The sequence below is a fragment of the Parolsenella sp. genome, from assembly GCF_982402205.1.
In genome coordinates this window covers 1-2,421 of sequence record NZ_CEVYAT010000191.1, presented here as the reverse complement: position 1 = coordinate 2,421, position 2,421 = coordinate 1, and the positions used below count along the sequence as shown (strand labels likewise).

The window sequence follows — 2,421 nt, the reverse complement described above, 5'->3', positions numbered from 1 at the left end:
CGGCCTCGAGGCCGTCCATGCGGGCGATGACGGCCTTGTAGGAGCCGCAGTCGATGGCGGCACCCATGGCGGCCTGGATCTTGTCGGACGAGCCACCCAGCAGGGCCTGCTTGAGCTTGGCCTCGGTCTCGCGGGCAGCTGCCTTGACGTCGGCAATGCGGCCGGCGGCGTCCTCGGGGCGGCACTTGAGCTCGGCGGCCACGGCGTCGAGGGCCTCGTTGCGCTCGTCGAGCCAGGCAAGGGCGCCCAGGCTCGTCACGGCCTCGATGCGGCGGACGTTGGAGCCCGTGGAAGACTCGGAGACGATCTTGAAGAGGCCCAGCTCGGAGGTGTTGCGGGCGTGGGTGCCGCCGCACAGCTCGCGGCTGAAGGGCACGTCCTCGGTGCCGCAGGAGACCATGCGCACCACGTCGCCGTACTTCTCGCCAAAGAGGGCCACGGCACCGGCGGCCTTAGCCTCCTCGATGCCGCAGACGCGCGTCACGATGGGCTTGGCCGAGAAGATCTCGACGTTCACGAGGTCCTCCACCTCGTGGAGCTGCTCGGCCGTGAGGGCCTCGAAGTGCGTGAAGTCAAAGCGCAGACGGTCGTCGTCGACGAGCGAGCCGGCCTGGTTGACGTGCTCGCCCAGGACCGTCTTGAGCGCGGCGTCGAGCAGGTGCGTGGCGGTGTGGTTGCGGCGGATGAGCTCGCGGCGGTGCGCGTCGATCGTGGCGCACACGGTGTCGCCCACGTGGAGCGTGCCCTCGGCGACCTTGGCGACGTGCGCGTACAGGCCGCTGTGGCCCTTGGTGTCGTTGACCTCGAGCTTGGCGGAGTCGCCCGCGAGGGTGCCGGTGTCGCCCACCTGGCCGCCCATCTCGGCGTAGAACGGGGTGCGGTCAAGCACGACCTCGACCTCGGAGCCGGCCTCGGCAGACTCGACGGAGGCGCCACCCGCGACGATGGCGACGACCTTGGCGCCCTCGAGCTCGTTGCTGTCGTAGCCGTCGAACTGCGTGGGGGCCAGCTGGTCGGACAGCGCGGTCCAGACGTTGTTGAAGTCGCCCCAGGCGTCGCGGTTGGCGGCGGCGCGGGCGCGGCTCTTCTGCTCGGCCATGGCGGCGTCGAAGCCCTCCATGTCGACGTCGTGGCCGGCGCCGACGGCGATCTCGACGGTCAGGTCGATGGGGAAGCCGTAAGTGTCGTGCAGCTTGAAGGCGACCTCGCCCGGCAGCGTGGCGCCGGCCTCGAGACCCTCGAGAGCCTCATCGAGGTAGGTGCGGCCCGTGTCGAGCGTGTTGGAGAAGCGCTCCTCCTCGGCGCTGACGATGCCCTTGACCAGCGCGACGTTCTTGAGCAGGTCGGGGTAGGCCTCGCCCATCAGGCGGTTGACCTCGTCGATGAACGTGGTGAGGAAGGCGCCCTCGATACCCAGCAGGCGGCCGTGGAAGACGGCGCGGCGCAGCAGGCGGCGCAGCACGTACTCGCGGCCCTCGTTGCCCGGCAGGATGCCGTCGGAGATCATGAAGTCAACCGCGCGAGCGTGGTCGGCGATGATACGCAGCGATCGGGAGGCGCCGGAGTACTCGTCGGCGACGTAGGTCTTGCCAGAGACCTTCTCGCCCAGGGCGATGAGGCTCTGCATGAGGTCACCGTCATAGTTGGAGCTCTTGTGCTGCATGATGCCGGCCATGCGCTCGAGGCCCATGCCCGTGTCGAGGTTGCGGTGGGGCAGCTCGGGCATCGAACCGTCCTCCTGGCGGTCGAACTGGGTGAAGACGAGGTTCCAGAACTCGAGGAAGCGGTCGCAGTCGCAGCCGGGCTTGCAGTCAGGCTTGCCGCAGCCGACCTCCTCGCCCTGGTCGTAGTAGATCTCGGAGCAGGGACCGCAGGGGCCGGTGGGGCCGGCGGCCCAGAAGTTGTCGTCCTCGCCCAGGCGGGAGATGTGGTCCTCGGCGACGCCCAGCGAGCGCCAGATGTCGTGGGTCTCGTCGTCGTCGGTGAAGACGGTGAAGTAGAGGCGGTCGAGCGGCAGCTGGAACTTCTCAGTGATCAGCTCGAAGGCCCAGGTGCAGGCCTGCTGCTTGGAGACGCCGCCAAAGGAGAAGTCGCCAAGCATCTCGAAGAACGACAGGTGACGGCCGTCCTCGCCGATGCAGTCGATGTCATTGGTGCGCACGCACTTCTGGCAGGAGCAGGCGCCGATCTCCTTCATCGTCTTCTTGCCCTGGTAGTACTCCTTGAACTGGTTCATGCCAGCGTTGGCGAGAAGCAGCGACGGGTCCTCGGGAACGAGCGAGGAGCTGGGGTACAGCTTGAGGCCTCGGTCCTCGAAGAACTTGAGGAACGTCGAGCGAATCTCGGCGGTAGTCATGGTCGGAAAGTCAGCGGTGCTCATATGTCTCCCCTGCGTTCGGGTTTTGTCGACGGTCATACAAC

General features: G+C 67.5%; 1 protein-coding gene. It reads right to left on the bottom strand.

The window, feature by feature from the left end; genetic code table 11:
• Positions 1-2,380, bottom strand: a 2,380-nt coding sequence (alaS, locus tag AC1VTH_RS07915; protein ID WP_481335612.1) for an alanine--tRNA ligase, incomplete at its 3' end; no start/stop codon positions are given.
• Positions 2,381-2,421 lie beyond the last annotated feature (41 nt).